Annotated in this window: 25 protein-coding genes; 10 read left to right on the top strand and 15 right to left on the bottom strand. The window is 66.0% G+C overall.

Going from position 1 to position 24,843, the window contains the following annotated elements; all coding sequences use genetic code 11:
- Positions 1–8 precede the first annotated feature (8 nt).
- The gene (locus CKJ84_RS04985) at positions 9–1,154 is read left to right on the top strand and encodes a homoserine O-acetyltransferase (RefSeq protein ID WP_095546127.1); all 1,146 of its coding nucleotides are present in this window, start codon (positions 9–11) and stop codon (positions 1,152–1,154) included.
- Between the two features lie 7 nt (positions 1,155–1,161).
- Here the strand turns inward: CKJ84_RS04985 and CKJ84_RS04990 are convergent, their stop codons facing one another.
- The 7 genes from CKJ84_RS04990 to CKJ84_RS05020 all read right to left on the bottom strand — a co-directional run bounded on the left by CKJ84_RS04990 (position 1,162) and on the right by CKJ84_RS05020 (position 7,880).
- Positions 1,162–1,815 carry a metallophosphoesterase gene (locus CKJ84_RS04990; RefSeq protein WP_095546128.1) on the bottom strand — a complete coding sequence of 218 codons (654 nt, stop codon included), beginning with the start codon at positions 1,813–1,815 and terminating at the stop codon, positions 1,162–1,164.
- Between the two features lie 9 nt (positions 1,816–1,824).
- Positions 1,825–3,579, bottom strand: a complete 1,755-nt coding sequence (locus CKJ84_RS04995) for an iron ABC transporter permease (RefSeq protein WP_233125500.1) — start codon at positions 3,577–3,579, stop codon at positions 1,825–1,827.
- Positions 3,580–3,630: 51 nt separating this feature from the next.
- A complete protein-coding gene (locus CKJ84_RS05000; RefSeq protein WP_095277710.1) occupies positions 3,631–4,701 on the bottom strand; it encodes an ABC transporter substrate-binding protein in 1,071 nt (356 codons plus the stop codon).
- Positions 4,702–4,774: 73 nt separating this feature from the next.
- A complete protein-coding gene (locus tag CKJ84_RS05005) occupies positions 4,775–5,764 on the bottom strand; it encodes an ABC transporter ATP-binding protein (RefSeq protein WP_233125501.1) in 990 nt (329 codons plus the stop codon).
- The gene (locus CKJ84_RS05010; protein ID WP_133064808.1) at positions 5,752–6,609 is read right to left on the bottom strand and encodes a hypothetical protein; all 858 of its coding nucleotides are present in this window, start codon (positions 6,607–6,609) and stop codon (positions 5,752–5,754) included. The genes CKJ84_RS05005 and CKJ84_RS05010 overlap by 13 nt, the downstream gene beginning before the upstream one ends.
- A gap of 69 nt (positions 6,610–6,678) precedes the next feature.
- Complete coding sequence (locus CKJ84_RS05015) at positions 6,679–6,996, bottom strand: DUF3017 domain-containing protein (protein ID WP_095277717.1); 318 nt, start codon at positions 6,994–6,996, stop codon at positions 6,679–6,681.
- A gap of 14 nt (positions 6,997–7,010) precedes the next feature.
- The gene (locus tag CKJ84_RS05020) at positions 7,011–7,880 is read right to left on the bottom strand and encodes a bifunctional methylenetetrahydrofolate dehydrogenase/methenyltetrahydrofolate cyclohydrolase (RefSeq protein ID WP_186439346.1); all 870 of its coding nucleotides are present in this window, start codon (positions 7,878–7,880) and stop codon (positions 7,011–7,013) included.
- 23 nt (positions 7,881–7,903) lie between these two features.
- Here CKJ84_RS05020 and CKJ84_RS05025 point away from each other — a divergent pair, with 23 nt between their 5' ends.
- A complete protein-coding gene (locus CKJ84_RS05025) occupies positions 7,904–8,374 on the top strand; it encodes a tRNA (cytidine(34)-2'-O)-methyltransferase (protein WP_095277722.1) in 471 nt (156 codons plus the stop codon).
- Positions 8,375–8,392: 18 nt separating this feature from the next.
- Here the strand turns inward: CKJ84_RS05025 and CKJ84_RS05030 are convergent, their stop codons facing one another.
- Positions 8,393–9,061 carry an MOSC domain-containing protein gene (locus CKJ84_RS05030; protein WP_095277725.1) on the bottom strand — a complete coding sequence of 223 codons (669 nt, stop codon included), beginning with the start codon at positions 9,059–9,061 and terminating at the stop codon, positions 8,393–8,395.
- 80 nt (positions 9,062–9,141) lie between these two features.
- On the opposite strand from CKJ84_RS05030, the gene CKJ84_RS05035 reads away from it, so the two are divergent.
- A complete protein-coding gene (locus CKJ84_RS05035) occupies positions 9,142–10,107 on the top strand; it encodes a hypothetical protein (RefSeq protein ID WP_095277728.1) in 966 nt (321 codons plus the stop codon).
- A gap of 8 nt (positions 10,108–10,115) precedes the next feature.
- Here the strand turns inward: CKJ84_RS05035 and CKJ84_RS05040 are convergent, their stop codons facing one another.
- The 4 genes from CKJ84_RS05040 to CKJ84_RS05060 all read right to left on the bottom strand — a co-directional run bounded on the left by CKJ84_RS05040 (position 10,116) and on the right by CKJ84_RS05060 (position 16,459).
- Positions 10,116–11,543 (bottom strand): PH domain-containing protein, encoded by a 1,428-nt coding sequence (locus CKJ84_RS05040; RefSeq protein ID WP_095277730.1) that lies wholly within the window; start codon positions 11,541–11,543, stop codon positions 10,116–10,118.
- Positions 11,540–12,052, bottom strand: a complete 513-nt coding sequence (locus CKJ84_RS05045) for a PH domain-containing protein (RefSeq protein WP_233125502.1) — start codon at positions 12,050–12,052, stop codon at positions 11,540–11,542. Before CKJ84_RS05045 ends, CKJ84_RS05040 begins: the two co-directional genes overlap by 4 nt.
- Positions 12,053–12,084: 32 nt before the next feature.
- Positions 12,085–15,222: an error-prone DNA polymerase gene (locus CKJ84_RS05050; RefSeq protein WP_095546129.1), complete on the bottom strand. Its 3,138-nt coding sequence runs from the start codon at positions 15,220–15,222 to the stop codon at positions 12,085–12,087.
- A gap of 232 nt (positions 15,223–15,454) precedes the next feature.
- On the bottom strand, positions 15,455–16,459 hold the full coding sequence (locus CKJ84_RS05060; protein ID WP_231699057.1) for an ABC transporter permease: 1,005 nt from the start codon (positions 16,457–16,459) through the stop codon (positions 15,455–15,457).
- Positions 16,460–16,548: 89 nt separating this feature from the next.
- On the opposite strand from CKJ84_RS05060, the gene CKJ84_RS05065 reads away from it, so the two are divergent.
- Positions 16,549–17,151: a TetR/AcrR family transcriptional regulator gene (locus CKJ84_RS05065; protein ID WP_095536510.1), complete on the top strand. Its 603-nt coding sequence runs from the start codon at positions 16,549–16,551 to the stop codon at positions 17,149–17,151.
- Between the two features lie 21 nt (positions 17,152–17,172).
- The gene (locus CKJ84_RS12205) at positions 17,173–17,328 is read left to right on the top strand and encodes a hypothetical protein (RefSeq protein ID WP_158221608.1); all 156 of its coding nucleotides are present in this window, start codon (positions 17,173–17,175) and stop codon (positions 17,326–17,328) included.
- Between the two features lie 6 nt (positions 17,329–17,334).
- Here the strand turns inward: CKJ84_RS12205 and CKJ84_RS05070 are convergent, their stop codons facing one another.
- On the bottom strand, positions 17,335–17,742 hold the full coding sequence (locus tag CKJ84_RS05070; protein ID WP_095537203.1) for a low molecular weight phosphatase family protein: 408 nt from the start codon (positions 17,740–17,742) through the stop codon (positions 17,335–17,337).
- Positions 17,743–17,751: 9 nt separating this feature from the next.
- Positions 17,752–18,831 carry an ACR3 family arsenite efflux transporter gene (gene arsB / locus CKJ84_RS05075; protein WP_095537204.1) on the bottom strand — a complete coding sequence of 360 codons (1,080 nt, stop codon included), beginning with the start codon at positions 18,829–18,831 and terminating at the stop codon, positions 17,752–17,754.
- Between the two features lie 82 nt (positions 18,832–18,913).
- Here arsB and CKJ84_RS05080 point away from each other — a divergent pair, with 82 nt between their 5' ends.
- From CKJ84_RS05080 to CKJ84_RS05100, 5 genes are all read left to right on the top strand, one after another.
- Positions 18,914–19,261, top strand: coding sequence for a helix-turn-helix transcriptional regulator (locus CKJ84_RS05080; protein ID WP_095537205.1), 348 nt, complete (start codon positions 18,914–18,916; stop codon positions 19,259–19,261).
- 747 nt (positions 19,262–20,008) lie between these two features.
- Positions 20,009–20,899: a MetQ/NlpA family ABC transporter substrate-binding protein gene (locus CKJ84_RS05085; RefSeq protein ID WP_095536507.1), complete on the top strand. Its 891-nt coding sequence runs from the start codon at positions 20,009–20,011 to the stop codon at positions 20,897–20,899.
- A gap of 21 nt (positions 20,900–20,920) precedes the next feature.
- Positions 20,921–21,805 carry a MetQ/NlpA family ABC transporter substrate-binding protein gene (locus CKJ84_RS05090; protein WP_095546131.1) on the top strand — a complete coding sequence of 295 codons (885 nt, stop codon included), beginning with the start codon at positions 20,921–20,923 and terminating at the stop codon, positions 21,803–21,805.
- A complete protein-coding gene (locus CKJ84_RS05095; protein ID WP_095546132.1) occupies positions 21,805–22,836 on the top strand; it encodes a methionine ABC transporter ATP-binding protein in 1,032 nt (343 codons plus the stop codon). The genes CKJ84_RS05090 and CKJ84_RS05095 overlap by 1 nt, the downstream gene beginning before the upstream one ends.
- Positions 22,833–23,513, top strand: coding sequence for a methionine ABC transporter permease (locus tag CKJ84_RS05100; protein WP_095546133.1), 681 nt, complete (start codon positions 22,833–22,835; stop codon positions 23,511–23,513). The genes CKJ84_RS05095 and CKJ84_RS05100 overlap by 4 nt, the downstream gene beginning before the upstream one ends.
- Before the next feature lie 157 nt (positions 23,514–23,670).
- Here the strand turns inward: CKJ84_RS05100 and CKJ84_RS05105 are convergent, their stop codons facing one another.
- A complete protein-coding gene (locus CKJ84_RS05105) occupies positions 23,671–24,831 on the bottom strand; it encodes a hypothetical protein (RefSeq protein WP_095277752.1) in 1,161 nt (386 codons plus the stop codon).
- Positions 24,832–24,843: the final 12 nt, after the last annotated feature.

Raw genomic sequence — 24,843 nt, forward strand, 5'->3', positions numbered from 1 at the left:
CGGACCCCATGCTCACACTCGCCCCCGAGGGCCAGCTCGCCACCGTCGACATCAGCACCCTCCGCACCGAGGCAGGCGCCCAGATCGACGAGGCGCAAATTGCTTACCGACGATGGGGCGAGCCGGCCGGTGACCCCAACGGCACCAACAACATCCTGCTTGTCGAGCACGCACTGACCGGCGACCCGGACGCCTCCGACTGGTGGTGCGAAGCGATCGGCCCCGGCAAGGCGCTGGACACCGACGAGTGGTGCGTGATCTGCACCAACGCCCTCGGCTCCTGTTACGGGTCGACGGGTCCGGCGTCCCCCTACCCGGGCGGCACCGGAGTGTGGGGCTCCCGCTTCCCTGCCGTCTCCATCCGCGACATGGTGCTGGCCGAGCACCGCTTCCTCGAAGCCCTGGGTATCTCGCGCGTGCACGCGATCCTGGGCGGCTCGATGGGCGGCGCCCGCGCGCTGGAATGGACGCTGCTTTACCCGGAGCAGGTGGACTACGCGCTGGTGATTGCCGTCTCCGCGCGCGCAAGCGCGTGGCAGATTGGGATCCAGACGGCGCAGATCACCTCGATCACGCAGGACCCGGACTGGCAGGGCGGGAACTACCACGGCACGGGTCGCGCACCTGATGCGGGCCTGGCAGCCGCCCGCCGCCTGGCACACCTCACCTACCGCGGCGAGCTGGAGATCGACGAGCGCTTCGGCACCTCCGCCCAGCCTGGCGAAAATCCGCTCGGCACCTACCGCGAGGACGGCGAGCGCTTCGCTGTCCAGTCGTACCTGGAGCACCAGGGCCGCAAGCTCACCGAGCGTTTCGACGCCGCCTCCTACGTCACCCTCACCGAGGCCCTCAACCGCCACGACGTGGGCCGCGGGCGCGGCGGACTGAACAAGGCGCTGGCCTCATCAACCGTGCCCACAATGATCGTGGGCGTTGACACCGACATTCTCTACCCCTACCACCAGCAGGAACACCTCTCCCGCAACCTGGGCAACCTGCTCGCGATGTCGAAGCTGTCCTCGCCCGTCGGCCACGACGCGTTCCTCGTCGAGGCGCGCCAGATGGACCGCGTCCTGCGCAACTTCATCGCGCTGACCCGCGAGGCCCCGTCCGCGCACGACATCGCGGCCGCCCGCGGCGACTACGACATCTAGGAAAAACTCAGAGGTCGCGGAGGGTCACGTGGGCGTCGTCAAGCGTGGCGATGAGCCCGCGCCCCATACCCACCCAGCCGACGGGCACGGCCGCGTCCAGCTCGATCCGCTGGTGCACGTGGCCGAGCGCCCAAGCGTCGTAGCCTCGCGTCTCGAGCTCCTCAACGTCGCAGGGCAAGCAGGCGTTGTTGGAGTATTCGCCGGTGACGGAGGTGTGGAGGAGGCCGAGGTTGGGCGCGCCGCTGATACGCGAAGGAAACGACGGCACCAATCGGCGCGGGTCGCGGTCCACCTCAACGGCGGCGGTGTGCAGCGCCCACCCGCCCGCGCGGATCGTCTGCGGCCGCGTGCCCGCCACAGCGACACCTGGCGGGATCACTGCGGAGAGGTCGTGGTGGACGTCGTGGTTGCCGGCGATGAAGACGGTGGTGTCGAACAGCTCGAGGGCGCGGGCGAAGAAGCGCGTGACCTCGCCGAAGGTGGCGCTGGTGAAGCGGGAGCGGTCGATGACGTCGCCGAGCATCACAAAGTGCGCAGCCCCTGCCTGCGCCCCGCGCTGCAGCGCTTCGAGCGCCCACTCGATGCCGGGACCAGTTTTCTTCGCGCCGGATTGCGGGCGGCCAAGGTGGATGTCTGCCAGGACGAGGATCGGAGCGGTCATTGGACCAGGTTAACGCGCGTGGCGGGACTGCCACCAGCGCACGAGCACGAGCACGAGTGTCGAGGTGCCGACGCCGATGAGCGTCATCGCCATCGCTTCGGCGCGGTGGCCCTGGTCGTACTGGTTCATGATCCACGGCGCGAGCAGGTTGATGTTGCTCGGTCGGATGAGTGAGGACATGACCAGCTCGCGGATGCCCACGAAAAAGGCGAGCAGCCAGCCGGCGAACAGGCCTGGCGCCAGCAGCGGCACGGTGACGCGGGTGAAGGTTTGCGCCGGGGTGGCGCCGCAGATCGCGGCGGCCTCCAACATCGTCGGCGACATGGATGCCGCGGACGTCTTCACGTTCTGCACCGCCATCGGCGTAAACAGTACGGTAAACGCCATGACCAGGATGATCTGGGTGCCGTAGGGTGTCCACGGCAGGTTGGGGGAGTTCCACAGGAGGATAAAGCCGATGGCCAGGACGATGCCGGGCACGGTGTCGGGGGCGACGGCGAGGAAGTCGGTGAGCTTTGCCACGACAGTGGAGCGCCGCATGGTCAGCAGCGTGATCGCGAGGGCGACCAGCACCGCGGTCGTCGCGCCGATCGCGCCGAGCACGATCGAGCGGGTGAGCGCCTCCTGCGCGGACGGCATGGACAGCACGATGGCGAAGTAGTCGAAGGTGAGGTTGTTCGGCGTCGGCGCCTTGGACCGCAGGATCGTCATCGCCGCCAGGACGATGGAGATGTACGGGATGAACACGGACAGGGCAAACACCACCATGCTGTAGACCCAAGCGAGGGCCATTGCGCTTTTCGACGCCCGCAGTCTCACCGGCCGCGACGCCCTTCCCCCTCCGGTCAGGTCTTTCCGGCTCGCCCACTGCTGGATGGCCCACGCTGTGACGCCGAGGGCGAACAGCACGGACGAGGTCGCGGCCGCGCTGCTGAAGCTAAGCGGGTCGATGGTCACGTCCTCGTAGATCGAGGACACGAGCACCTTGTAGCCGATTGCGTTACCCAGCGTCACCGGCGTGCCGAACTCGCCGGCCGCCTTGATAAAGACGATGAGCGCGCCCAACGAGTACGGGCCGACCACCATCGGCGCGATGATGCGGGTGAACTGCTGCCAGCGGGACGCGCCCGCCACCTGCGCCATCTCCAGCTGCGAGGCGGGGATGCCCTCGAAGCAGTTGCGCAGGATGAGGTAGAGGAACGGGAAGAGCTCCGCCGCCATGATGAAGCCCATGCCCCAGACGGAGTAGATGGCGTCGTGGGCGAACCCGCCGAGCGTCTCGCCGAGCAGCATGTCGGCCACGCCGCGCACGCGGGTGAAGTCCATCCACGCCATCGCCGCGGCGAACGGCGGGGTCATGAACGGCACCATGATGAGCACCTCCACCCAGCCCGCCTTGCGCATGGGGGTCCAGGCGCGGAACAGGGCGAGTGGGGCGGCGAAGAGCGTGGCGAAGAGGACGACGATGAGCGAGAGCACAATCGTGTTACCCAGGACCTTGAGCATGCCGGGCTCGACCAGCTCGCCTAGCGCGGACGGCTCATCGCGGTAGCCGGTCACCGCGGTGACCAGCACGGAGAGCAGCGGGGCAGCGACGAGGACGAGGAGAAGGAGCAGCACCACGTAGATGCCGGGGCCGTTGCCCCGCCTGGTGTTACGCCCCGGGCGCCGCCCCGCCCGCGCGTTGTTGCTTCCTGGCTCGGCCGACAGCGTTCCCGGCTCGGCCAGCGGCGTTCCCGGCGTTCCCGTGTTCAAGGTCGTCACGTACTTCCTCGCTCCTCGCGCAGGCGGCGCCAGTCGCGCCGCGGGTGGGTGTTACAGGTAACGCTCGGCGAACTGCTCGCGAACGTTCTTGGACTCAGCGGAGATGGCCTCCCAGTCGTCCGAGATCTGCGTGATCTCGTCCAGCTTCGGGCTTTCCTTCGGCTCGACCTCCGGGTTCGCCGGGATCATGTACTTGGACGCGGAGATCTGCTGCGCTTCCTCGGAGAACATGAAGTCGACGAAGGCCTGTGCTGCCTCCTTGTTGTCGGAGGTCTTCATGATCATCACCGGGCGCGGGGAGACCGTGGTGCCGGACAGCGGCAGGCTGATCTCCAACGCCTCGCCCTTGTCCTTCTTGGAGTACGCGGAGTAGTCCACGCCGCCGAGCACGATGCCCTTGGAGCCGGAGGTGACCTTGTCCAGCGCCGGGCCGTTGGCGCCCTCGACGATCATGCCGTTGTCAAACAGCTTGTCAAAGAGCTCCCAGGTCTTGTCCTCGCCCCACTCTGCAACCATGGCGGCGAGCAGGTCGGCGGCGGTGCCGGACTCACGCGGGTCAGGCATGATGACCATGTCCTTGTACTTCGGGTCGGCCAGGTCCTCCCAGTCGGTCGGGGCCTCGTCGATGACGTCGGTGTTGGCCACCAGGGTCAGCGCGGAGCCGTCGCGGCCGTGGAAGGTGTCGTCCTGCGCGTTCCACTTCGGGTTGGAGTTCTCAATGTTGGCGGGCTTGTACGCCTCGAGCGCGCCGGCCTCTGCCTGCTTCGCGGCCGCCTTCCAGGACGCCAGGTAGACCACGTCGGCCTGCGGGTTCGCTTCCTCCGCCTTGAGCTTGGCGGTGATCTTGCCGGTGGTGTCGGCGAATACGTTGACCTTCACATCGGTGCGTTCCTCGAAGGCTTCGACGAGGGCGTCGGTAAGCCCCTGCGGGTTCGCGGAGTAGTAGTCCAGCTCACCGGAGAGGCCTTCCGGGGCCTCCCACTTCTCGGCGGATACGGCCTGGCTCTCGGAGGCGCCTTCGGAGCCGGTGGATTCCGCGTTGTCGGCGGACTCGACGGAACCGCAGGCGGTCATGGTGAGCGCTGCGGTCAGGCCGACGATGGCGGCAGCAATCTTCTTCATTGTTGTCTCCTAAAAGTTCTTGTTCAGTGCTCGCAGGCCGGTCGGCCCAGGAGGAGGACGTGATGACGGGTGGTTACGGTGTGGTCACCGTCAGCAGGACGGTATCCCCGCGCCCGATCGGCGCGCGGGTGTAGGCGAGCCACGGCTCGGGGGCGCCGTCCACCAGGCAGCGGATCTCGTACCGCCCGCCGGTGTACTGCCGCTCGACGACCTCGCCAATGACGGAGTTCTCCGGAAGCGATTCCGGGCGCTTTCCATCATCCAGCACCGTGACCTGCACGTTTTCGGGTCGGTTGTCCGGTAGCGTGTCGTGCGTGTTGGTCACGCCGACGAACCCGGCGACGAACGAGTCCGCCGGGTGGTCGTAGAGTTCCACCGGCGCGGCGAACTGACGGACCTCGCCCTCGTTCATCACGGCGACGCGGTCCGACATGGCCAGCGCCTCGGCCTGGTCGTGCGTGACGTAAATGACGGTGAGGTCCAGGTCGTACGCCAGCCGGGTGAGTTCGCTGCGGATCTGGGTGCGCAGCGCCGCGTCCAGCGCGGACAGCGGCTCGTCCATGAGCAGCAGGTCGGGCTGCGACACCAGCGCACGCGCGATCGCCACGCGCTGCTGCTGCCCGCCGGACAGCTCGTTCGGCCGCTGGTCCGCCTTCGAGGCAATATTGACCATCTCCATGGCCTCCGCCACGCGGCGCTCGCGCTCCTTCGCGTCCACCTTCGCGGCCCCCGTGGTCAGCGGGAACTCCACGTTCTTCGCCACGGTCATGTGCGGCCACAGCGCCAGGTCCTGGAACACCATCGACAGGTTGCGCTTGTTCACCGGGGTGTTCGTCTTCGGCCCGAACACCTCGCGCCCGGCAAACGTGATCGTGCCGGCATCCGGCGTCTCCAGCCCCGCGATGCAGCGCAGCATCGTGGACTTGCCGCAGCCAGAGGGCCCGAGGATGGAGACGAACTCGCCCTTCGCAATGCTTATCGACGTCGCGTGCAACCCCGTCCCGTCAGGAAACTCCCGCCGCACGCTGTCCAATTCGACCTGCGCCGTCGTCACTGCTGCCACCCGCTTTCAATCACGTTGCCGGTCTTAAATGCGTCCTCGTGCACGAGCAGGCCTGCCCGGTCCAGCTCCGCAACTAGTGTGTCGCGTTTGCGCACCGCGTCCTTGCGGGAGGTCTCCTCCTCGGAGATCTCGGCCCACACCTGGCCGCCGAATGTGGCGATCTCCAGATCCGTCTTCACGCCGCCGATCTCGACGCGCCACGTACGCTGCTCGACGGTCTGCGTCATCTTGAGGTCCGACGCCGCCAGCGTAGTGCCGGTCGCCTTTGCAAACTTCCCGGGTTCCAGGTCCTTCACAATTGCCACGGCCTTATCGGCAGACGGAATCTCGCACTGCGCAGTCACGCACGCCGCGCTCTTCTTGGTGCTGAAGTCCAGCGTCGACGTCGCGTAGCTCGCGTTCACTTGCGCCGCGTAGTTGGTGTCCGACGCGTCAAAGTTCTGCTTGCGGGCCTCCTCCAGCCCGGCACCGACGCTTTCGGAGGACACCGAATTGCCCTCGAGTGGCAGGCGATATTTATACGTCACGTCGTATCCCTGCGCGCCGTCCTTGTATCGCAGGCGCGCCGTCCACCCGTGGTTGGCCAGGAGTCCGTCGGCGGTGTCGAAGTACACTGACTGCTCCGCCCCAGAGGATTCACGGACGTCGAAGAAGGAGCGGAATTGCGCGGACGGTGCGCCGTCCGCGCCGACGGCGGTATCACTCAGGCGGAGTTTTACCTGGTAGTCGGGGGCCGCAACCGCCGCGGCACCCGCGTGCGGAAAGGGCGCGAGCGCTGCGGCAACGCAAAGCGCAAGCGCGGGAAGTGACCGTTTCTTTACAAACACCCGGTAGACGGTAGGCATTCAATGTTACTTCCGGGAAAATCCCGTATGAAGTTTGTGTGAACACGGTCCGCCGGTGGCCGCCACAAATCATGACCCCAGCGAGTCGACGGTACCCGCGAGTAGCACCATGGCCAGCCCGCAGCACACACAGAAGACGGCGTCCGCCCGGCGCGAGCGCACGGCGAGCAAGCCGACGATGCGCGAGTCGCAGGCGTAGCGCATCACCGCGAGCCACATCATCGACGCCCCCAGCACAAACGTCGCGCGGCGCCAGTGCTCCGTGGCCGCGAACAGTGCGGAGGCGACAAACCCCACGACAAAGAGGGCAACCATCGCCCACTGTGCCCAATCGGGGAGGCGCGAGGGAGGGTTGCCGATGTCGTGGGGGTTATCGAGTGAGAGCACGAATGCCCCAACCTTTACGCGTCGGACGCGATGCCGGCGGCGCGCTCAGCGCTTTCCACGATGTTGCGCACCAGGAAGGTGCGCGTCATCGGGCCGACGCCGCCCGGGTTCGGGGAGACCCAGCCGGCCTTGTCCCACACATCCGGGTGCAGGTCGCCGACGGTCTTGCCGTCGACGCGGGACACGCCGACGTCGAGAAGCGCTGCCCCCTCCTTAATCATGTCGGCCGTAATCATGTGCGGCTTGCCTGCGGCGGCGATGATAACGTCGGCGCGGCGCGTTTCTGCGGCGAGGTCCTTCGTGCCGGTGTGGCACAGGACGGCGGTGGCGTTGACGTCGCGGGAGGTGAGCATCAGCGAGATCGGCCGGCCGACGGTCACCCCGCGCCCGATGACGCAGACGATCGCGCCGTCCAGGTCGACGCCGAAGCGCTCGAGCAGCTTGATCGAGCCGTTCGGGGTACACGGCAGCGGGGCGGGCTCGTTGAGGACGAGCTTGCCCAGGTTCACCGGGTGCAGGCCGTCGGCGTCCTTGGCCGGATCAATGAGCCCGAGGATGCGATTCTCGTCCAGGTGCTTGGGCAGCGGGAGCTGGACGATGTAGCCGGTGACGGCATCGTCCTCGTTCAGCTCCGTGATCACCTGCTCGAGCTGCTCCTGCGTAGTGTCGCCTGGCAGCTCCTTCATAATGGAGGCGATGCCGAGTTCCTCGCAGTCGCGGTGCTTCATACGCACGTAGTTCTGGCTCGCCGGGTCCTCCCCCACCAGCACGGTGGCCAGGCCCGGGGTCACGCCGTGTTCCTCCTTGAGACGAGCAACGCGAGCCTCAAGGTCCGCGAAAATCTCCTCGCGGTAGAGTTTTCCGTCCAATTTGATCGCAGTCACGCACCCCATCCTAGACTGTCGGTGTGTGCGCACTTCACGTCATCTTTGATAACCCAGTCATCCCCGGCAACACCGGCAACGCGATCCGACTGTGCGCCAATACTGGTGCCGTCCTGCACTTGGTCGAGCCCCTCGGCTTCAACTTCGACGACAAGCACCTCAAGCGCGCGGGCCTGGACTACCACGACCTCGCGGACGTGCAGATCCACCCAGATATAGAGGCCTGCTTTGCCGCGCTGGACGGAGCGCGCATCTTCGCGTTCACCACCAAGGCCACCACGTACTACCACGACGTTGCCTACCGGGACGGCGACGCGCTCCTGTTTGGCACCGAACCCACCGGGCTGTCCGAGGCACACAGCCACCACCCAAAGGTCACTGACCAGGTGCGGATTCCCATGCTGCCCAGCCGGCGGTCAATGAACCTGTCTAATTCGGCGGCCGTCGCAGTATTTGAGGCGTGGCGGCAGCTGGGGTTCCCCGGTGGGGTGTAGGCCTGTCTAGGCCAAGCCTCACCCGAACCGGGCGTCCAACCGCTGCTGATACATCGGTGGCATGATGCGTAGCTCCCACAAGCGCCGCGACAACTCCGCGTCGCCCATCTTCGCACGGAACGCCTCGCCCATGGTGAACCCGTGCGAAGGCTCGTCCAGCACCTCGATGGCATCGCCCGGCGTGATCGCGCCCTCCTTGTTCACGCGAAAGTAGCAGCCACAGTCCCCGCTTAAGGTAAACGCCTTCACCCACTGCGGCTCCCCCATCCACGCCGCGAACGTGCGGCACGGCGAGCGCGGCACGCTCACCTCCAGCTCCACCTCGCCGATGCGGAAGCGCTGGTTGATCAGCACTGCGGTCCAGTCGATGCCCAGGGTCGTAAGGTTCTCACCAAACATGCCGTTGTCCAGTGGGTACCCCAGCTGGTTGCCCCACCAGTCGAGGCGCTCGCGGCTAAACACGTAGACCGCCTTCTGCAGCCCGCCGTGGTGAGCGGTGTCCCCCACCGTGTCGCCGACCACGCCGCTGCCGTCGCCGTAGTGCGGCCCCGGAATGATCACGTCGAGCCGCTCGGCAGGCTGCTTATGAATGCCACTCTGCCGCGCCGCCCCGCCCGGGTCGCGCTGCGGGCGGGCGACGTTTGCACTCAGCACTGTCGCACGTTCGTGCGACTCAGATCCGCTCATAGTGATGTAGCGTACACCCCGACTGTTAGGATTTGCCCCTGTTCCCCCGTTTACACACAACGCTTTGAAAAGAGGCGCACATGTTTCCCACTCTGACGGCACAGCGTCGTCGCAGCCTCGCCGCAGTCGCGGCCGCGCTCAGCACCGCGGCGCTGTTGGCCGGCTGCGGCGACTCGGGCGACCCGGGCGATTCAGAGCCCACGACCTCCTCCCAGAATTCCGCCGCCGCCGAGATCTCGGAGATGCTCAATGCGCCCGTCGAGGCGGATACCTCGACCTCATCCAAGCCGACCACGTCCAGATCGACCGCGTCCTCCGCGCAGCGCTCGGCCGAGCCACCCATCGATCGGCGCGCGATCGACCCGGACAACGACGCGTCCGGCCAGCGCGGACGCGACGATAACCTGGGCATTTACTACCACAACTCCACGGACTGGCAATGGCTCCAGGCGCCGGGCGGGGTCGTTCCAGGCGGCATGATCCACAACGCCACGACGGACACTGAGTGCTCAACGGGCTTCCTCGCATCCAAGGGCGACCGCCTCTTTATCATCACCGCGGGCCACTGTGGCCTGGTTGGCGACGACTTCTACGTCAAGGATTCCAACGGCAATTGGACGCGCGCGGGCACGATGGTGGAGTCGCTGTGGCAGCAGGACCAGCGGACCACCGAATTCGGCGCGGACATCGGGCTCATCGAGCTTTCTGGCGAATCCCAGTACTCGTCCTCGCTGCCGTTGGACCGCCCGCTGCAAGGCTGGATCACCCCGCAGGAGGCGCAGCGCCAGGGCATGGCGATTTGCCGCCTCGGCGCGACCACCGGCTACTCCTGCGGCGAGTTCACCGAGATCGGCCACGACGGGCAGTTCTACTTCCGCAACATCTCGGACCGCGGCGATTCGGGCGGCGCGATCTTCGCTGTCAACAACCAGGGCGCGTGGGCGCTCGGCGTGACCTCCAACGGCTCGGACACCAACAAGACCATGCTGGGTGGGATGGAGATCGCCGGGGCCATCGAGCACTGGGGCCTCACCCTCCACACCTAGCTCACCGCTTATCGACGCCCCTCTGCCACCCCATCAACCGCATCCTCACCTATCACGTCCGTGGGCTCCAGGGCGGGCAGGGTGCGGGCGCGGAGGGCGTCGACAAGCGTGCGCGCCTGCGCGTCGTCTAGGTCGCGGGCGGTGACCTTCACCGCGCCTGGGACGAGGTCGAAGCGCACGTGCGCCAGGCCGAGCCGGCGCTGCCACGGGCCCTGCCTGTAGGTGAGCTCCTGGATGTGCGGGATCTTGACTGCCTGGAAGCGGCGGGTCAGCCGCCCGAAGGTCACACGCGCAACGCCTCGGCCGCTATCCACCGCGACGCTCTGCTGCCGCCAATCCACCGGGGAGACCCAGCGTGCCTGGCGCGGGCTGCGCGCTGAGACGGTAACAGTAGGCACAGTAGGCACAGTGGGCACGGCCGGCCCTGTGAGTTCGGCGGCGGTGAGCGGGCCGATCGCGTTGACCACGCGGGCGGCCTGCTCGTAGGTGCCCACCGGGAGCAGCTTCGAGGTGCCCGAGGCCTTGTTCATTTCAGAGCCGTACCCCGCCACCGTCACCGTGACCTGCCACCACCCGAACGGGCGCCACAGCATGGACTGTTTCAGCTGCACCGCGTGGATCCGGTCCAGGGGCACCGCCTGGCGGCGGCGGTTGGCCAGCCCGAAGGTCAGGTTGACCACGTCGCCGTCGAGGGAGGAGTTGAAGCGCCACGACTGGTCGATCGTGCGCCAGATCTGCGGCAGGAAGCTCACCACCACCGGCACGACCGCGGCGATGGTCAGGCCGGACCAGATCGGAATACTTGCCCACGCAAGCGTGAACAGCGTGGAAAACTGCAGCGCCGCCGCGGCGAGCGAGCGCTTGATGGGGATCGGCGCGACGAGGTCGGGGGATGCGGTGGGGACGGTAAATGTGGCGTCGTCAAGCGGGGCCTGCCCGTGCATGCGCGCGAGGATCTCTTTGCGCAGCGACTCGGCCTCGCCGCGCGGGAGGAAGGCGATTTCGATGTTGGCCTGCGCGCCGCCGGCGGCCTCGATGCGCACACCGGCCAGGCCGAACAGGCGCGGGGCGAACGGCTCGACAATGTCTACGGCCTGGACTCGGTCATAGCGCGCCGTGCGGATCTGCGTGGTGAGCACGCCGCGGCGCATCTCAATCTCCTCGTCGTCGACGCGAAAACCCGTGCGCGCCCACCACAGCTGCGACACCCCGAAGATGACGATCAGGGCGAGCACCGCGGCACCGAGCGCCCACGCGGCGTCGGTGAGCCCGACGTCTTCCTCTTCCAGCCAGTGATAGATCGGCATGGTGAAGTTGAAAACGGCGATGGCGAGCAGGGCAAGCAGCGTCGTCCACACGCGCAGCAGCGGGGTGAGGCGGTGGACCCTGCGGTACTGGGGCTGGTGCTGTTTCTGGTCTTGCGCAGGCTGAGTCACAGGCCACTCATCCGTTCGCGAGCCTTGGCGGCCAGGCGATCACGCAGCGCATCCGCGTCCGCCTCCGGCAGGCCGGGCAGGCTGGCATCCGAGGTGGTGGACGCGGTGTTGACCACCAGCTTTTTCAATCCGAGGGCGCGGGCGACGGGGCCGGAGGTGACGTCGACAAACTGCACGCGGCCGTACGGGATGACCGTCATGGTGTGCCACATCTTGCCCTTGCTCAGCACCAGGTCATCCTCGGTTTCCAGCCACCCCATGTTGCGCACCTGGAACGGGATGAGGAAGTACTGCCAGACGAAGTAGACCGCGCACACCCCGAGCGGGATGGCCCAGCCCCAGCCCCACTTCCACCAGGCGAAGCCGAGAAAGCCCAGGACGATCAGCGCCCAGATCGTGTTGGAGACCAGTTTCGGCACCATCAGCTTCGGCGAGACGCGGTGCATCTGCTCCACGGACGTCGGCAGCTGCGGAACCGCGGGTTCTTGCGGAATCGGGGTGGTTGACATGGTGGTCAACCTACCAAAGACTCAGCGCATGCCTACCGGAAGTCGCGCGAGCCACGCGAGAGCCACTCCCCTACCTCGAGCGGCTCGAACTTGTCCGCCACCACGCTGACCGCGCCGGTGGCGTTTTGCACGATGCCGCGCACAATCAACGCCCGCGACGTGCGCGCGAGCACCCGCTGCCTGCCCCACAGGCCAGGCGAGACCATCACGTTAAGCAAGCCCGTCTCATCCTCCATCCCCAAAAACGTCAGGCCCTGGGCAGTGTGCGGGCGCTGCCGGTGCGTCACCACCCCGGCGATGCGCACACGGGTGCCGTCCTCCACGCGCTTCAGGTCCACCGCGCGCAGGATCCCCGCAGCCTGGAGCTGGTCGCGCAGTACCTCCATCGGTTGCGCATCCGGCGTTACCCCGGTGGCGGCGACATCGGCGGCGAGCAGTTCGAACGCGTTCATCCCCGGCAGCGCGGGCGCGTCGATGGCGGAGAGCCCGGGCAGCATGCCTTCGCGCTCGGTGGCGGCCACGCCCGCCTGCCACAGTGCCTGCCTGCGGTCCACGTCGAAGCAGTCGAGCGCCCCGGCGCGCGCGAGCGCCTCGACCTGCTCCACCTTCAGTTCCGCCCGGCGCGACAGGTCCGGGATCCCGCTAAACGGCTGGGCAGCCTCGACGCGGTCGGCGGCCGCGTCGCCAAGCCCGCGCACCAGGTTCAGCCCTACCCGGATCGTCTCGTTGTCCAGGCAGCGCGCCTCGCGGCCCGACTCGTTCACGCTCACCGGCAGCACGGTCACGCCGTGGCGCCGCGCGTCCTGGATGAGCGACTGCGGCGAGTAGAACCCCATCGGCTGCGCGCGCAGCAGGCCCACGCAGAACTGCGCCGGGTAGTAGCGCTTGAACCAGGCGGAGAAGTACACCAGGGACGCGAACGACTGCGAGTGCGACTCCGGGAACCCGTAGGCAGCGAAGGCAACGATCTTGGTCCACAGCTTCTCCGCCACCTCCTCCCCGATCTGGTTGGTCTCCCAGCAGCCGCGGAAGAAGCGGGCTTTCAGCGCGGCCATTTTGGCGGGTGAGCGCTTGGAGCCCATGGCGCGCCGCAACGCGTCCGCCTCGCGGCCGGAAAAGCCCGCGGCGTCGACGGCGATCTGCATGAGCTGCTCCTGGAACAGCGGGATGCCGAGCGTCTTGCCCAGCGACTTCTCCAGCACCGGGTGGTCGTACACCACCGGCTCGAGGCCATCGCGCCTGCGCAGGTAGGGGTGGACGGAGCCGCCCTGGATCGGTCCGGGGCGGATGAGCGCGACCTCCACGACCAGGTCGAAGAACACGCGCGGTTTGAGCCTGGGCAGGGTGCCCAGCTGCGCGCGCGACTCCACCTGGAACACGCCGACGGCATCGGCGCGGCAGAGCATGTCGTAGACGTGGGCGTCGTCAAGCGAAAGCTCCCACAGGTGCACCTCGCGACCGGTGGTGTCGCGCACCAGGTCGATCATGTGGTGCAGCGCCTCGAGCATGCCCAGGCCCAGCATGTCGAACTTGACCAAGCCTGCCGACGCGCAGTCGTCCTTGTCCCACTGCACCACCGAGCGCCCTTCCATACGCGCCCACTCCACGGGCACCACATCGGCGATCGGGCGGTCACAGATCACCATGCCGCCCGAGTGAATGCCCAGGTGGCGGGGTTGCCCTTCAAACTGAGCAGCAAGCTTATCGACGCTACCAGGCACCTCCTCAACGCCCTTGGCCCACCCATCCGCGGCCCCCTGCGCGTACCCCAGCGCGCGAGCCGCGTCCCGCACCGCGCCCTTGCGGCGGTACGTAATCACATTGGCCACCTGCGCGGCGTTGTCGCGCCCGTACTTGGCATAAACGTACTGGATGACCTCCTCGCGGCGGCCGGACTCGATGTCGATGTCAATGTCGGGCGGGCCCTCCCGGTCCGGGGACAAGAAACGCTCGAAAAGCAGCCCGGCAGAGATCGGCTCCGCGTTGGTGATGCCAAGGGCGAAGCACACCGCCGAGTTGGCCGCCGAGCCCCGGCCCTGGCAGAGGATATTCTCGCGGCGGCAGAACTCCACGAAGTCGTGGACGATGAGGAAGTAGCCGGGGAAGTTCAGCTCCTGGATCACGTCCAGCTCGTAGCGGATCTGCGCCAGCGCCTTGGCGCGGACCTCCTCCGACCAGGAGGCGTAGCGCAGCTTCGCGCTGGCGAGGGTGAGCGCGCGCAGGTGCTCCATCTCGCTGCGCCCGTCCGGGGTATCAAAGCGCGGCAGTTCCGGGGCGACCAGGTTGAGCGTAAACGCGCACTGCTTCGCCAGCTCCACCGTGTAGGCGAGCGCGTCCTCGCAGCCCGGGAGCATGCGGGCGAGCTGTTCGCCGGAACGCAGCCAGTTCGCGCCCATCGGATGCAGGTAGCCGTTGGCCTGGGCGAGCGAGTCGCGCCTGGCGAGCGCGCGCTTGGCCTGCGCGAGGCGCGCGTGTTCCCGGGTGGCTGCGCCGGGGGCTGCAGTGACAATGGCGGGCAGTGTGTCGTGACGGTCCAAAAGCTCGTGATGCTCCGCGTCTTGCGGAGTCATGGACACCTCATACTCGCGCACGAGATTTCCGGGCCCAAACGCATCGACCAGGCGATCGATGGCACCCTTTTCTTCTGTCCACTGCCAGCCCGCCAGCACCACGCAGGTCCCGCCGAGTTCCTCGCCGATCAGCTCCAACGGCGGGTAGGCCACCTTATCCTTCTCGCGCGTTGCCATGTGCGCCTCCGCCATGAGGTGCGACAGGCGCTTGTAGCCCTCGGGCCCGCGTGCGATGACGGGGAGGACGCGCCCGTCCAGGGTCAGCTCCGCACCGAAGACGGTACCCACTCCTGCAGCCGCGGCGGCCTCCGCGAACTTTACCGCCCCGTAAAAACCGTCCCTGTCCAGCAGCGCGAGCGTCTCGACGCCCAGTGCCGAGGCTCGCGCGACCATCTCCTCCGGCTCGCTCGCACCCGAGAGGAAGTTGTAGGCGCTCACGGCGTGGAGCTCGGCGAACGGGACGCGCGAGGTGCTCGACACGCGCTGCGGGCTCTGAGCAGGCGCGGTGTGCTGCACCGGCACGGGTGCAGCCGTCTCCGCGCCGGAGAGGATCCGCTCCAGCTTGGACCACGAAAGTGGCGCGCCTCCATTGAATCGCATGTTCGAAACGCTAACAGGTTTCGAACCTCCGTGCTACCTCGCCCAGGGGGTGACGTACTCGTTAGGCTCCCACCCCTCGGTTGCGGCAAGAAGCTCAGCCGCCTGCGCGCCATCAAGTTCCTCGCGCATGATGTCCGCATGTCCCGCATGCCGCGCGAAGCCATGTGCGCCGAATCTAACAGGACATGAGAAACACCCGCCGACGCTCGACGGGTGTTTGGGTGGAGACAACCTACGCGGTCTTCTCCTTCGAACGGTCGAAGGCCAGCAGAATCAGGCCAACGACGATCCAGCTGCACAGGACGATCCAGGAACCCTGCGCGTCCGCGCCGTCGAAGAAGCTCAGCGAGCGCACGAGGTAGCCGGTCGCACCAATCGGCATGAGCTGGCCCAGTGCGGACCAGCCGGCCGGCAGCAGCCATGGGCCTGTGGCCAGGCCGGCCAGCGGGTTAGCCACAAAGATGGTCAGCACCGCGCCGAGGCCAGCACCCGGCACGCCAAGAAGTGCGCCAAGACCGGCGGTGACCGACGAGGTTGCGGCGATGCCGGCAGCGATAGCCAGCCACTCCATGCCCACGCTGCCGCTGAGCGAGCCGTAGATGCCGTGCAGCATCCAAACCGCAACACCCGCGCCGAGGATGGACACACCCGTGATGACTGCGACCTTCGACCACTTGCGGCCACGAAGCAGCACGGTTGCAAGCATTCCGGAGATCACGCCACCGAACGCGAGCGGCAGGCCGAGCAACGCGAGGCCCTGGGCCTGCGGGTCATCCTCGGTCGTGGGGGCGAGATCCTCGGTCTCCACCGGCATGCCGGAGGACTGCATGTTCTGGGCAAGGCCATTGAGCATCTGCACGTACGGTGCACCGTTACCGGAAGCGGTGTAGACCGTGGCGCTGCCCTGCCCGATTGCGATCGCGCCGACCGCGTCGCGGTTTCGCACCATATCTTCAGCCTCGTCCTGTGAGCTCACCACGACGAAGTCCGGGTGCTCCTCCTGCTGCTCCGCCTGAGCACGCAGCTTCTCAACGACCGGCTCCGGCCCCGCCACTGCCACCGGCACCCCGTCCGGGCCGGAGGCGAAGGTGGGCGCAAGAAACGCCCACAGCATGAGGCCGAGGATTATCGGCAGGCCCAAAATCAGGGCGATGGTCTTTTTCACGGTGCTGTTGGTGTTGTTGATGCGGCTGCCATCGGTGGTGGCGGTTTCCTGTTGCACCACGGTTGTGCTCATCGTTTCCTCCAAGTGGAACAGACTGTTTCGCTTTTACGAAGTGTATCATATTGTTTCATTTTTCGGTTGTCAAGGGTAAAGTGCCGGATATGCGAAAAGATGCTGCTGAAAACCACAAAGCGCTTGTAGAGGCGGCCACGACGCTCATTGCCCAGATGGGGCCGAAGGTCTCGCTGCGCACCATTGCGAAGGAAGCAGAGGTGGGTGTTGCCACCGCGAGCCGCCACTTCCCTACCAAGGATGACCTCTACCGCGCGGTGCTGGAAAACATCATCGACAAGATGCGCGCGATCGTAGACAAGCACGTTCCCCGCCTCCCCGGCGCCCCCGAGGCGACGTGGCGCTGCGCCATCACTGAGATGGTGGACAACGGCTTCCCTGCCGTCGGCCAAGAATTCCTGCCCGTGTTCGCACCCCACATGGGCCAAGAGGAACGAAACATACTGATAGAAAAGGTAAAAGCCCTCTACCGTCCCCTCCTCACGGAGGCGAAAAAGTACGGGCTGTGCCCCGGCGACCTCGACGTCCTAGACTTCCATTTCGGCATCATCACACTGTCGCGGCCGCTGCCAACCATCGCAGAAGAGGTGTTCGCCCGTAGCAGGGGGTGGCTCGTAGACGTGTTTATCGACGGGCTGCGGGCGCAGGCCGAAGGGTCACAAAGCAACCACTCACAAAGCACAATCGTGTAATTCGTGCCACAATGCGGCGGTGTGAGGATCGAGAAGCAACGCTCCCGAAAACCGTCCAGCAATCCGAAGTACGCAACCTCCCCCTCCACCACCCACTACCGCGGCACGTCGCCGGCACGCATGCAGGCGTCACGGTTCCGCAATAAGCAGCGCATCCCGATGACTCCGGCGTATTAAAGGCCGTTACAGGAGTTCGTCGATAAGCGAGCGCACACGGGCGTCAATGTCGTCGCGTACGAGGCGCATGCGCTGCATGCCTTCGATGCCGCGGAGCGAGGGTTCGTCGGTACGCCAGCGCTCCAGCGTGCCGCGTGCGTCGTCGGGCATGTCCACCTGCGCGTCTTCGCCGAGCACCACAACGCGATCAACGCTGCGCAGCAGTTCCGGATCGATGGGTTTGGGCGTGCCGTGCGACATGTCGGCGCCGGCCTCTGCGATCGCCTCGACCGATTCCTGGTTCAGCGACGTGCCAGGTTTGGTGCCCGCGGAGTGGATGCCGAGCTGGCTACCCGCGTGCTTCTCGGCGAGCGCCGCCGCCATCTGGGACTTTCCGCCGTTGCCGACGCACACAAACAAGACTGAGGGCTTCATAACGTCTCCTTAGGACAATTTGGGCAGGGTTGGGTCACCCGGGAACAGTTTCGGGCCGATCCCACGCATGAGGTAGACGAGGCCGACGAGGATAGGGATCTCGATAAGCGGCCCGATGGTGCCCGCCAGCGCCTGGGCGGAGGTGGCGCCGAACGTGCCGATCGCCACTGCGATGGCCAACTCGAAGTTGTTGCCGGCAGCCGTGAACGCCACCGAGGCCGACTGGGCGTAGTCCATGCCGGACAGTTTGGCTACCACGAGTGCAATAGCGAACATGCCGACGAAGTAGCACAGCAGCGGGATCGCCACCCGTGCCACCGTCCACGGCTGGGAGAGGATCTGGTCGCCTTGCAACGAGAAAAGCAGGACGATTGTGTACAGCAGGCCGATCAGCGCGAGTGGGGAGATCCGGGGCAGGAAGGTGTTTTCGTACCAGTCGCGGCCCTTGGTGCGCTCGCCGATAATGCGAGACAGCAGCCCGGCCAACAGCGGGATACCCAAAAAGACCAGCACGGAGGACACGATCGCCCAGAACGAGAACTTCACCGAGGTGGTTTCCAGCCCCAGCCAGGCAGGCAGGATTTGCAGGTAGAACCAGCCGAGTACGCCGAACATGACCACCTGGAACACCGAGTTGATAGCTACCAGCACTGCGGTGGCTTCCCGGTCAGCGCAGGCGAGGTCGGACCACACCAACACCATGGCGATGCAGCGGGCGAGACCGACGATGATCAAACCGGTGCGCAGCTCCGGGGCATCTGGCAGGAAGATCCAGGCGAGCGCGAACATGAACGCGGGGCCGACAATCCAGTTCAAGATGATGGACACGGTCATGAGACGTTTGTCGGTGGCAATCTCGCGGGTCTTGTCGTAGCGCACCTTGGCCAAAGGCGGGTACATCATGACCAGGAGGCCGAGCGCGATCGGAAGCGAGATGCTTCCGACTTCGAGACTCTCAAGTGCGCCCGAAAGCCCCGGCACCGCTCGGCCGAGGGCGAGGCCCGCCGCCATGGCGAGCATGATCCACACCGGCAGGAAGCGGTCAAGAAACGACATACGCTCTACCGGCTGAGAGGTTGTGTCTTCCATCTGGAATCCTTATCTATTGACAGCATTCAAAACGAACACTAAACAGCATATTTATCACTGTCAATATGACGAGGTAGGAAGAATGAACGATTACGTCGCCACCACAGAAAACACCGGCCTCGACTGCTGCTCGCTGGGCTCCGGCTTGCTCTCCGAAGACGACGCGACGCGTTACGCGGCCCTATTCAAAGTTTTAGCGGACCCCGGCCGGCTGCAACTACTTTCCAGGATCGCCGAAGATGGCTGCGAACCGATGAGCGTGGGCGAACTCACGCAGCGCTCTGGGCTAAGCCAACCGACAGTTTCCCACCACCTCAAAATGCTTACCGAGGCCGGTCTCCTAGAAAAGAGCCGCCAGGGCAGGACGGTCATACACCGGCTGCGCCCAGAGCTGTTCGAGGAGCTTCGCACCGTGCTCCAGATGGACTGAGACTAACGGGCACAGACCCTCTAACTCCCGCAGCACGTAGCTTGGCCACGTCTTCTCATGCATACGTCGCGGCGATTTGGGGTCGTTACCGCCGGAGAGGTTCACTTGCGACAGACGTACCCGGCGCGCAGCGCGCAGTGGTTGAGCCAGACGTCGTCTGCGCGCGGTGCAACGACCAGAAAATCGGTGCCGCTCGACGAGACGAATGGCCATGCCAGGCGGGCAGAGCACGCCATCGACGCCGGTGATCACGCTGTGGCCGGGGAACTTGCGGCAGGTTTAGCCCTCGAGAAGCCCCACCTCCAGCTTTAAGCGCCAACATCGCACAACGTTTCAGCTGCGTGGCTCGCGTCCAACTCACAGCGGCCCCGGAAGAAGTCGCCGCCCGAATCCCCTCCCCGTACCGCTCAGAGATCGAAGCTACTGATCACGGCTCTAGCTTCATCACCGGTGCGCCGGACTGGGACGATCTTGCATGGCATTTGCTCTGGGTATATCGCGATTTAGACACTCAACTACTCATGGATTCCAGCCCCGAAACCGACCATCTGCGCGACGCGCTGCGCCGCATCGCAACGGACGCGCAAAATGCCGAAGCAAACACAGCTCGCAGAGATACGCATGGGCCAATTCCAAAGACAAGATAGACAGCTTAGTAAGCAATATCCCGCAAAAATAGACTAAGCGGTACATTGGGTGCTAGATTTCTATCCGTCAACAATTCCCGAACTCAACAAAGGAGCCAACATGCGTATCTCGCGCACTCTCGCCACGATCGCGGCCTCCACCCTTCTTGCCACCAGCCTCGTCGCCTGCTCGAACGAGTCCGACGACACGGCCGGCCAGAACACCGACGGCGACGGCAACGTCACCGTCAAGATCGGCACCACGGATGCGGACCAGAAGGCGTGGTCCGTCTTCTCGGACCTAGCCGCCGACGAGGGCATCGACCTGGACATCGTCCAGTTCTCCGACTACGCCCCGGTCAACGAGGCGCTCGCGCAGGGCGAGCTGGACCTGAACAAGTTCCAGCACATCCTCTACCTGTCCTCCTATAACAAGGACTCCGGCAACGACCTCAAGGTCGTTGGCTCCTCCGAGATTTACCCGCTCGCCCTGTTCTGGAAGGATCACGACTCCCTCGACGGCATTGAGGGCGAAGAGGTGGCCATCCCCAACGACGACACCAACCAGGGCCGCGCCATCAACGTGCTGGTCCAGGCAGGCCTGCTGGAGTTGAAGGACGGCGCTGACGAGTACGCGCCGGCTCCGGTCGATGTAGACACCGAGGCGTCCAAGGTCTCCGTGGTCCCGGTGGACGCATCCCAGACCCCGTCTGCGTACGGCGAGGGCCGCCCGGCAATTATCAACAACTCCTGGCTGGACCGCGCCGGCATCGAGCCGGATCAGGCCATCTTCCAGGACGACCCGGGCTCCGAGCAGGGCGAGCCGTACATCAACGTGTTCGCCTCCCGCGCCGAGGACGTGGAAAACCCGACCTACGTCAAGCTCGCCGAGCTGTGGCACGACCCGGCCGTGACCGAGGCGGTCCAGGAGGACTCCCGCGGCACCGCCGTTGAGGTCAGCCGCCCGGCCAACGAGCTCAACGACATCCTCGACCGCCTGCAGAGCAAGTAGTTAGCAAAGGAATTTACCGTCATGCGTACCAACTGTTTCCTCGCCGCAGCAGCGGCCTCCGTTATCGCCGCGACGAGCCTTGTGGCGTGCGGCTCCGAGTCGGATTCGTCGAATAGCTCCGGCGATACCACCACGGTAAAGATCGGCACCACCGACGCCGATCTGAAAGCGTGGTCCGTGTTTGAGGAGCAGGCCAAGGAGCAGGGCATCAAGCTGGACATCGTCCGCTTCTCCGAGTACCCGCAGGTCAACCCGGCGCACACCGAGGGCCAGATGGATGTGTCGAAGTTCCAGACCATCAACTACCAGGCGCAGTACAACGCCACCTCCGACGAGGATCTCCGCATCGTCGGCTCCGGCGAGATCAACGTGCTGGGCCTGTTCTGGAAGGATCACGATTCCGTCGACGGCATCGAGGGCCAGGAGGTCGCGATCCCGAACGACCCGTCCAACCAGGGCCGCGCGATCAACGTGCTCGTCCAGGCCGACCTGCTGAAGCTGAAGGAGGGCGCGCCGAAGCTCACGCCGACCCCGGCAGACATCGACGAGGCCGCCTCCAAGGTGAAGGTCGTCGCCGTCGACGCCTCCCAGACGCCGAACGCGTACCACGAGGGCCGCCCGGCGATCATCAACAACAACTGGCTGCAGCGCGCCAGCATCGACCCGGCTTCCTCCGTCGCCGCGGACGACCCGAACTCCGAGCTGGCCGAGCCGTACATCAACGTCTTCACCGTGAAGGCGGACGAGGTGGACAACCCGACCTACGAGAAGCTCGTGGAGATCTGGCAGTCCGCCGAGGTCACCGAGGCGCTCAACGAGGACTCTAACGGCACCGCCGTGCAGGTCCAGCGCTCCAAGGAGGACCTGAACAAGATCCTCGATGAGCTTGTGGAGGAGTACAAGTAATGTCCACCACCGGCACCCGGATCGAGTTCCGGGACGTTTCCAAGGTCTTCAAAACCGGCAACCGCGAAGTCACCGCCGTCGACGGCGTCACGCTCACCGTCGAGCCGGGTGAAATCCTCGGCGTCATCGGCTACTCGGGTGCCGGTAAGTCCACGCTGGTTCGCCTCATCAACGGCCTCGATGCCCCCACGGGCGGGCAGTTGCTTCTCGACGGCACCGACGTCGTCGGCAAGTCCGAGCGCCAGCTCCGCAGCATTCGCCGCAATGTTGGCATGATCTTCCAGCAGTTCAACCTCTTCAATTCTCGTACCGCTGCTGGCAATATTGAGTACCCCTTGAAGCTCGCGGGCGTCGATAAGCAAGAGCGCAAACGCCGCGTGAACGAACTGCTCGACTTTGTGGGCCTGGCCGAGCGCGGCAAGAACTACCCCGAGCAACTCTCGGGTGGCCAGAAGCAGCGCGTCGGCATCGCGCGCGCCCTGGCCACCAACCCCTCGCTGCTGCTCGCCGACGAGGCGACCTCCGCGCTCGACCCCGAGACCACGCACGAGGTCCTCGAGGTGCTGCGCCGCGTGAACGAAGAGCTCGGCATCACCATCGTGGTGATCACTCACGAGATGGACGTGATCCGCTCCATCGCCGACAAGGTCGCCGTCATGGAGGCCGGCCAGGTCGTCGAGTACGGCAGCGTCTACGACGTCTTCTCCGACCCGCAAACCGCGGTGGCCAAGCGCTTCGTCTCCACCAGCCTGCGCAACACCCCCAACGAGGTCGAGGCACAAGAGCTTCTCGACGCCGCACCCGGCCGCCTCTTCACCGTCGACCTCTCCGAGGACTCCGGCTTCTTCGGCGCCGCGTCCAAGGCCCGCGAACGTGGCGTGAGCATCCAGCCCGTGCACGCGGGCATTGCCACCCTGCAGTCGCACTCCTTCGGCAAGATGACGGTGCGCCTCAACGGCGACGACGCCGCCATCAACGAGTTCCTCCACACCCTGCAGTCCACTACCGACATTGAGGAGATCACCCGATGAACGAAATGATCCTCGCCGAGCCCAACTGGGACCGCCTCGGCCCCACCTTCATCGAATCCATCGGCGACACCATGTGGATGGTGGGCATCACCATGGTCGTCGGCGGCTTCTTCGGCCTGCTTCTGGGTATTTTCCTCTACACCACCCGCCGCGGCGGCATTCTGCAGAACGCGGTGGTGTACTGGATCATCAACATCGCCGTGAACTTCTTCCGGCCGATCCCCTTCATCATCATGATCGCCATGCTCTACCCCATCACGCTCGGTGTGGTAGGCACGACCATCGGCCGCGGCGCCGCCACGTTCGTCATGTGCTTCTCCGCCACGTTCACCGTGGCCCGCATCGTGGAGCAGAACCTGGTGGCCATCGACCCGGGCGTGATCGAGGCGGCCCGCTCGATGGGCGCGGGCCCGTGGAAGATCATCCAGTCCGTGATCCTGCCCGAGGCGCTCGGTCCCCTGATCCTGGGCTACACCTTCATCTTCATCGCCGTGATCGATATGTCCGCGATGGCCGGCTACATCGGCGGCGGCGGCATCGGTGACTTCGCCATCGTCTACGGCTACCGCCAGTTCGAGCCGCAGGTCACCTGGGCGGCCGTGATCGTCATCGTGGTCGTGGTCCAACTCGCGCAGCTGCTGGGCAACGTGCTGTCGAAGAAGGTCATGCGCCGGTAGGTGTAGGCTGCTCTGGTCTGTGTGACGAGAACCCCTTGACGAAGGTGCTGGGAATCATCAGCGACCTCGTCAAGGGGTTCTCGTCATGTGTCTTGTCGGGGCCGCGCACGTCCCGTCGGCCGCGCAACCCCGCGGCCCCCGCAGCCCGACGGCCAGCCTAGAGCTCCTCGGCGAAGAGCGTGACGTTCTCTGCGGCCAGCATCTCCATGGTCAGGTCGTCGACGGGGATGGCCTGGAACGCCGCGCGGTCGGGCAGGCCCTCGTCGGTAAGCTGCCCGGCGCTGGCGTCCATCACAGCGACCATCCGGACGTACTGGTCGGCGGTCAGGCTGGCAACAAGGCCCTCAATGGTGTCCTCGTTGTCCTCGCCGAACCACCACGGCGGCACCAGGTCGTTCACGGCGCGCGGCAGCCAGGACTGAATGTGCTCGAGGAGCCCCATCAGCGCGTCCAGCCCGAGCGCCTCCGGCTCGGTCCGCTCGGCCATCCTGTCCACAACGTCCGCCATTTTCAGAGGGAACTCATAGCGGGGCGAGTGGGCCGCGAGGAATCTCAGGGACTGCGCCAGGGCGTCGATGACAAGGCGTCGATAGGCGTTGTCCTCCTGGAAGGCGTCGGTGAAGCGCAGATCGCTGACCTGCTTGGCATAGGCCGCCTCGGCGTAGAAAGACGCGGGAGGCAGGCCAGGGAGGGCGTCGAGCATGCGCTCGGGCACCGCGGCGAGCGCGCGGAGAACACCGAACGCTGGGCCGTCGGTGCGCAGCGTCACGGCCGCCATGATGTCCGCAACCTCGGCGTACACCTCCAGCTCGGGCGCCGGGTCCTCGGTCCAGAGCGAGGCGTGGAACGCCAGCCCCTCGTCGGTCTGCTCCGGCGCGGGAAGGAGGCCCGGCAGCTCCGCGCAGACCTGCTCGACCGCGCCCAGGTCGAAGTCGCCGGCCGCAATCCACCCGCGGCGGGCGAAGTACCGAGCCGGGACAAAGCGCGGGTCCAGCTCCGACAGCCGCGCCAGTTCCTGGTCGATCCGGTTCAGGCGCAACATTGCCTCTGCGGGCGAGATCCCCTCGTCGAGCGCCTCGCGCAGCTCCCCGATGCCGTTGAGCGTGTGTGCCAGCGACTCGACCGCCTCATCCGGGTATTCGGTCGGCAGCTCCTCGGAGCCGGTGTATTCGTCCGCGGCCTCCCGCACCGCGTCGACGAGCGCTTGCGCGAATTCCGCCTGCTCCTCGTCCTCGGGGCGGAAGAAACGCGGCGCGACCTCGGCCTGGATCTGCAGGGGTGCGCCGCCAGCATTTGTTTCCCATTGTGCGATAGCCATACGGGAAGTATA

Origin of the sequence: Corynebacterium sp. NML 120412 (assembly GCF_002285155.1) — a bacterium.
Taxonomy (GTDB): Bacteria; Actinomycetota; Actinomycetes; order Mycobacteriales; family Mycobacteriaceae; genus Corynebacterium; species Corynebacterium gottingense.